The sequence below is a fragment of the Pseudomonas sp. MYb60 genome, assembly GCF_002979555.1.
In the GTDB taxonomy this organism is placed as follows: Bacteria; Pseudomonadota; Gammaproteobacteria; order Pseudomonadales; family Pseudomonadaceae; genus Aquipseudomonas.
Window position 1 is genome coordinate 1 of the sequence record NZ_PCOZ01000031.1, and the last position, 5,874, is coordinate 5,874.

General features: G+C 62.2%; 6 protein-coding genes. 2 read left to right on the forward strand and 4 right to left on the reverse strand.

Going from position 1 to position 5,874, the window contains the following annotated elements:
- Together CQ041_RS25325 and CQ041_RS25330 are read right to left on the reverse strand one after the other, a co-directional pair.
- Positions 1-656: YgcG family protein (locus tag CQ041_RS25325; protein ID WP_105649061.1), on the reverse strand; the 656-nt coding region annotated here is incomplete at its 3' end.
- 18 nt (positions 657-674) lie between these two features.
- On the reverse strand, positions 675-1,286 hold the full coding sequence (locus CQ041_RS25330) for a LemA family protein (RefSeq protein ID WP_105525124.1): 612 nt from the start codon (positions 1,284-1,286) through the stop codon (positions 675-677).
- A gap of 225 nt (positions 1,287-1,511) precedes the next feature.
- Between CQ041_RS25330 and bglX the strand changes: the two genes are divergently transcribed.
- On the forward strand, positions 1,512-3,803 hold the full coding sequence (gene bglX / locus CQ041_RS25335; protein ID WP_105525125.1) for a beta-glucosidase BglX: 2,292 nt from the start codon (positions 1,512-1,514) through the stop codon (positions 3,801-3,803).
- An 81-nt stretch (positions 3,804-3,884) separates the two neighbouring features.
- Here bglX and CQ041_RS25340 read toward each other — a convergent pair whose 3' ends face one another.
- Positions 3,885-5,042, reverse strand: coding sequence for a phosphatidylserine/phosphatidylglycerophosphate/cardiolipin synthase family protein (locus CQ041_RS25340; RefSeq protein ID WP_105525126.1), 1,158 nt, complete (start codon positions 5,040-5,042; stop codon positions 3,885-3,887).
- A 1-nt stretch (position 5,043) separates the two neighbouring features.
- Positions 5,044-5,634: a YceI family protein gene (locus CQ041_RS25345; protein ID WP_105525127.1), complete on the reverse strand. Its 591-nt coding sequence runs from the start codon at positions 5,632-5,634 to the stop codon at positions 5,044-5,046.
- On the opposite strand from CQ041_RS25345, the gene CQ041_RS26470 reads away from it, so the two are divergent.
- Positions 5,627-5,874: hypothetical protein (locus CQ041_RS26470; RefSeq protein WP_218276521.1), on the forward strand; the 248-nt coding region annotated here is incomplete at its 3' end. The two genes, CQ041_RS25345 and CQ041_RS26470, sit on opposite strands and share 8 nt — an antisense overlap.

The window sequence follows — 5,874 nt, forward strand, 5'->3', positions numbered from 1 at the left end:
CCACCGCCGCCGCGTCCACTGCTGCTGAGAATGGCCAGCAGGATAGCGCCCACCGGCAGCCCCATGCGGTTGCACAACCACAACACGCCGATGAGCAGGACGAACAGGCCGATGGAAAACCCGGGATTATCCTTGGCAAAGTTCGCATCCGCCACATGGGCCGGCACCGCCAGTGGTTCGCCGCCCACCACCTGCAGGATCGCCGCTACGCCGTCGCTTATGCCCTGGCTAAAGTTGCCCGCCTTGAACTTGGGCGCGATCACCTGGTTGATGATCACCCACGACTGCGCATCCGTCAGCACGCCTTCCAGGCCGTAGCCGACTTCGATGCGCAATTGGCGCTCATCGCGGGCGACGATCAATAACGCGCCGTTGTCCTTGCCCTTCTGGCCAATGCCCCAGTGGCGGCCCAATTGATAACCGAAGTCCTCAATGGGCACGCCCTGCAAGTCGGGCACGGTGACCACCACGATCTGGTCCCCTGTAGCCTGTTCCAGCGCCTGCAATTGCTGGGTCAGTTGCGCCCGTGTCGCCGGGTCGATCATCTGGGCGTTGTCCACCACCCGCCCGGTCAGCGCTGGAAACGTCAGCGCCGCCTGGGCCGCGCCCACGCAGGCCAACAGCCACAGCGCCAGGCCTATCCTTAATAAACGCATCGACACCTCAATGCAGCCTTATTTGAACTTCACTTGCGGCGCTTTATCGGCATCGGCGCTGGTGGCTTCAAACGTCGCGCGGATCGGCAGGTCGCTGTACATCACGCTGTGCCAGAGGCGACCAGGAAAGGTGCGGATCTCGGTGTTGTAGGCCTGCACCGCCTGGATAAAGTCGCGGCGAGCCACGGCGATACGGTTCTCGGTGCCTTCAAGCTGTGACTGCAGGGCCAGGAAGTTCTGGTTGGCCTTGAGGTCCGGATAGCGCTCGGACACCACCATCAGGCGGCTGAGGGCACCGCTCAAGCCGTCCTGGGCTTGCTGGAACTGCTTGAGTTTTTCCGGGTTGTCGAGGGTGCTGGCGTCGACCTGGATCGACGTGGCCTTGGCCCGCGCCTCGATCACGGCGGTGAGGGTTTCCTGCTCATGGGCGGCGTAGGCCTTCACCGTTTCCACCAGGTTGGGGATCAGGTCGGCGCGGCGCTGATACTGGTTCTGCACCTGGCCCCAGGCCGCCTTGGCCTGTTCGTCCAGCGTGGGAATGTTGTTGATGCCGCAACCGCTCAGAACGCTGGCGATCACAAACAGGACTGCGGCTTTCAAGCCCCAACGGTAACCTTGTGCTGCTTGCATGGTGATTCTCCTGGCGAACCTTGATGGAATTGGACAGCGGTAAGGCATAATCCCCTGCCACGACTGGATTGCATCGAATCAATCAGCTAAAAAGATGCCCAGCGCAAATAAGAGTTCCGAAGTGTGCTGCATTTGTCGGTATAACACTCGAACAACAACATATGTTCACCACATTTTGGCAGAACCGTGCATTTTCGCTGTGCGCTGTGCCGAAAAAGGATAGTCATGAAGAAGCTGTGTTTGCTCGGCCTTGTTGCCACTCTGGCCAGTCACCCCGTATGGGCAGAAACAAAGCCTGCTGCGCTCAAGGATAAAGACGCCTTCGTCAGCGATTTGCTCAAGCAGATGACCCTCGATGAAAAGATCGGCCAATTGCGCCTGATCAGCATCGGCCCCGAAATGCCCCGCGAGCTGATCCGCCAGGAAATCGCCGCCGGCCGCATCGGCGGCACGTTCAATTCGATCACCCGCCCGGAAAACCGTCCGATGCAGGACGCGGCCATGCGCAGCCGCTTGAAGATCCCGATGTTCTTCGCCTACGACGTGATCCACGGCCACCGCACCATCTTCCCGATCAGCCTGGCCCTGGCGTCCAGCTGGGACATGGACGCCATCGGCCGCTCCGGGCGCGTCGCCGCGCAGGAAGCAGCGGCCGACAGCCTCGACATCACCTTTGCGCCGATGGTCGACATCTCCCGTGACCCACGCTGGGGCCGCACCTCCGAAGGGTTTGGTGAAGACACTTACCTGGTGTCGCGCATTGCCGAAGTGATGGTCAAGGCATTCCAGGGCGTGAGCCCGGCGAATGCCGACAGCATCATGGCCAGCGTCAAGCACTTCGCCCTGTATGGCGCAGTGGAAGGCGGCCGCGACTACAACGTGGTCGACATGAGCCCGGTCAAGATGTACCAGGACTACCTGCCGCCCTACCACGCCGCGATCAAGGCTGGCTCCGGCGGCGTGATGGTGGCGCTGAACTCGATCAACGGCGTGCCCGCCACCGCCAACACCTGGCTGATGAACGACCTGTTGCGCAAGGACTGGGGCTTCAAGGGCCTGACCGTCAGCGACCACGGCGCGATCTTCGAGCTGATCAAGCACGGCGTGGCCAAGGACGGGCGTGAAGCCGCGAAACTGGCGATCAAGGCCGGCATCGACATGAGCATGAACGACTCGCTGTACGGCAAGGAATTGCCCGGCCTGCTCAAATCCGGCGAAATCGAGCAGAGCGACATCGACAATGCCGTTCGCGAAGTGCTCGGCGCCAAGTACGACATGGGCCTGTTCAAGGACCCGTACCTGCGCATCGGCAAGGCCGAGGATGATCCGGTCGACACCTACGCCGACAGCCGCCTGCACCGCGCCGAAGCCCGCGACGTCGCGCGCCGCAGCCTGGTGTTGCTGAAGAACCGGAACGAAACGCTGCCGCTGAAAAAATCCGCGACCATCGCCTTGGTCGGCCCGCTGGCCAAGGCACCGATCGACATGATGGGCAGTTGGGCCGCCGCCGGCCGCCCGGCACAGTCGGTGACCCTGCTTGACGGGTTGAACGCGGTCATCGGCGAAAAGGGCAAGGTGATTTACGCCCGTGGCGCCAACATCACCCACGACAAGGCCGTGGTGGACTACCTCAACTTCCTCAATTTCGATGCCCCGGAAGTGGTGGATGACACCCGCTCGCCGCAGGTGTTGATCGACGAGGCGGTGAAGGCCGCCCAGAGCGCCGACGTGATCGTTGCAGCGGTCGGCGAGTCACGGGGCATGTCCCACGAATCCTCCAGCCGCACCGACCTGAATATCCCCCAGAGCCAGCGTGACCTGATCAAGGCGCTCAAAGCCACGGGCAAACCGCTGGTCCTGGTGCTGATGAACGGCCGTCCGCTGTCGATCGGCGAGGAGAACCATCAGGCCGATGCCATCCTGGAAACCTGGTTCGCCGGCACCGAAGGCGGCAACGCCATCGCTGACGTGCTGTTTGGTGACTACAACCCGTCAGGCAAGTTGCCAATCACCTTCCCTCGCTCCGTGGGGCAGATTCCGACGTACTACAACCACCTGACCGTTGGCCGGCCATTCACGCCGGGCAAGCCGGGCAACTACACGTCGCAGTACTTCGATGACACCACCGGGCCGCTGTTCCCGTTTGGCTATGGCCTGAGCTACACCACGTTCAGCCTGTCGGACATGGCGTTGTCGTCCACCACCCTGAACAAGACCGGCAAGCTCGACGCCAGCGTCACGTTGAAAAACACCGGCAAGGTCGATGGCGAAACCGTGGTGCAGTTGTATATCCAGGACGTGGCCGGCTCGATGATCCGCCCGATCAAGGAGCTGAAAAACTTCCAGAAGGTCATGCTCAAGGCGGGCGAAGAACGCACGCTGCACTTCACCATCACCGAGGAAGACTTGAAGTTCTACAACACCCAGCTCAAGTTCGCGGCGGAACCGGGTGAGTTCAATGTGCAGATCGGCTTGGATTCCCAGGATGTGCAGCAACAGACCTTTGAACTGCTCTAAAGCCTGGTGAGATTAAAAATGTGGGAGGGGCGGTGCGACGATTCGACTTGCCCCCTCCCACAGTTGCCCTCATTGCTCTAACTAACCGCGCCGATCCAGCAGATTGACCACCAACCGGTCAATCCATCCCCACACCCGCTGCTTCACCCGCCGCCACAATGGCCGCGCCTTCCACGCTTCCAGGCTCACCGCCTGGCTCTGCGCGAAATCCCGTTCAAAGCTGCCCGCCACCGCCTGGGTCAATTCCGGGTCCAACGCTTCGAGGTTGGCTTCCAGGTTGAAACGCAGGTTCCAGTGGTCGAAATTGCAGGAGCCGATGCTCACCCAATCGTCCACCAACACCATCTTCAGGTGCAGGAAACACGGCTGGTATTCAAAAATCTGCACGCCCGAACGCAGCAGCCTCGGGTAATAACGGTGCCCGGCATAACGCACGGACGGGTGATCGGTGCGCGGGCCGGTGAGCAGCAGGCGCACGTCCACGCCACGCCCGGCTGCACGACGCAAGGCGCGGCGCACGCCCCAGGTGGGCAGGAAATACGGGGTGGCCAGCCAGATGCGTTGCTGGCCGCTGTTCAAGGCGCGGATCAGCGATTGCAGGATGTCACGGTGCTGGCGCGCATCGGCATACGCCACACGCCCCAGGCCAGGCCCGGTGGCGGGCATCTTGGGCAAGCGCGGCAGGCCGAAATGCCTGGCGGGTTTCCACGCGCGGCGGGCATTGTTGGCGTGCCATTGGCGTTCGAACAGGGCTTGCCAGTCCTGCACCAGCGGACCGCTGATCTGCACCATCACTTCGTGCCAGTCGGCGCTGTCGTTGCCGGGGGTCCAGAACTCGTCGGTGACGCCAGTACCGCCGACAAAGGCGAGTTGCTCGTCAATCAGCAACAGCTTGCGGTGGTCGCGGTACAGGTTGCGCATCCACAGGCGCCAACTCAGGCGATTGTAGAAACGCAGTTGCACACCGGCGTCGGTCAGGCGTTTGCGCAGGCTCAGGGTAAACGCCAGGCTGCCGTAGTCATCGAACAGGCAGCGCACCTGCACACCGCGCTCGGCGGCCAGCACCAGTGCCTGCACCATGGCTTCGGCGCAGGCCCCGGCTTCCACCAGGTACAATTCCAGCTCCACTTGCCGCTCGGCGCGGGCAATGTCCACCAGCATCTGCGGAAAGAAACCCGGCCCGTCGATCAACAACTCGAAGCGGTTGGCGCTGCGCCATGGGAACACCGCGCCGCTCATGTCAGCGCGCCGTGAAGATCAGCACCGCACCCACCGGTACCGACAGACTGATGGACTTGAGCCCCGCCGCCTTGCGCAGCGCAGCCACGCCCGGTGCCAGATCGAAATCCTCGGCGTGCAGCACCACCGGCTCCAGGGTCACCACCTGAAAGCGTCGGTCATCCAGGCGCGTGGCCAGCAACTCGGCGCTGTAGGTCTGGGTCTTGCCGTGCAGGGTCACCGACAACGGCAGGCGCAATTCCAGTTGCGCACCGGGCGCCAGGTCGTTGATGGGTTGCAGGTTGATTTGCGCGTTGATCAGCGCGTCGGGGAAGGTCTTGATCTCGAACAACTGGTTGCGCATGCGCTCATCGCGCAACGGCACGCCGCTGTTGATCGACTCCAACTCCACTTCCAGCTGTGCCGCGCCTTTGCCGTCGACCTTGCCGTGCAGCACCAGGAAGCGATGCACGTCGGCGATTTCGGTGTTCTTGGTGGTGACGAACGACAGGCGTGAGGACTCGTTATCCAGGTACCAGTCGGCATGGGCAGGCACGGCAGCGGCGGCCAGCAGGGCGAAGGCCAGTGCTTTGATTACGCAAGCGTTGAACATTGAAGACTCGTGGGACGAAAAACCTGAACGAACCTTAACCGTCCATTGGAGCGGAAGCAAAGCCTGTAATGACCAGCTTGTTGTGGTGAGCGGGCTTGTCGACGAATCGCGCCGTTCGCGCTGGGGCACAGCGCGGGGCAAGCCGTTACTCCAGCCCTCCCGTAAGTCGTCCATGCCCGGTGCATTGCCTTGGGCACCGCTGCTCTATCAGACCTTAACGACACCACTCTCGGAAAAGTC

Coding starts and splice junctions, on each gene's coding strand:
- CQ041_RS25340 (WP_105525126.1), bottom strand. CDS start 5,042: ATGAGCGGCGCGGTGTTCCCATGGCGCAGCGCCAACCGCTTCGAGTTG.
- CQ041_RS25330 (WP_105525124.1), bottom strand. CDS start 1,286: ATGCAAGCAGCACAAGGTTACCGTTGGGGCTTGAAAGCCGCAGTCCTG.
- CQ041_RS25345 (WP_105525127.1), bottom strand. CDS start 5,634: ATGTTCAACGCTTGCGTAATCAAAGCACTGGCCTTCGCCCTGCTGGCC.
- bglX (WP_105525125.1), top strand. CDS start 1,512: ATGAAGAAGCTGTGTTTGCTCGGCCTTGTTGCCACTCTGGCCAGTCAC.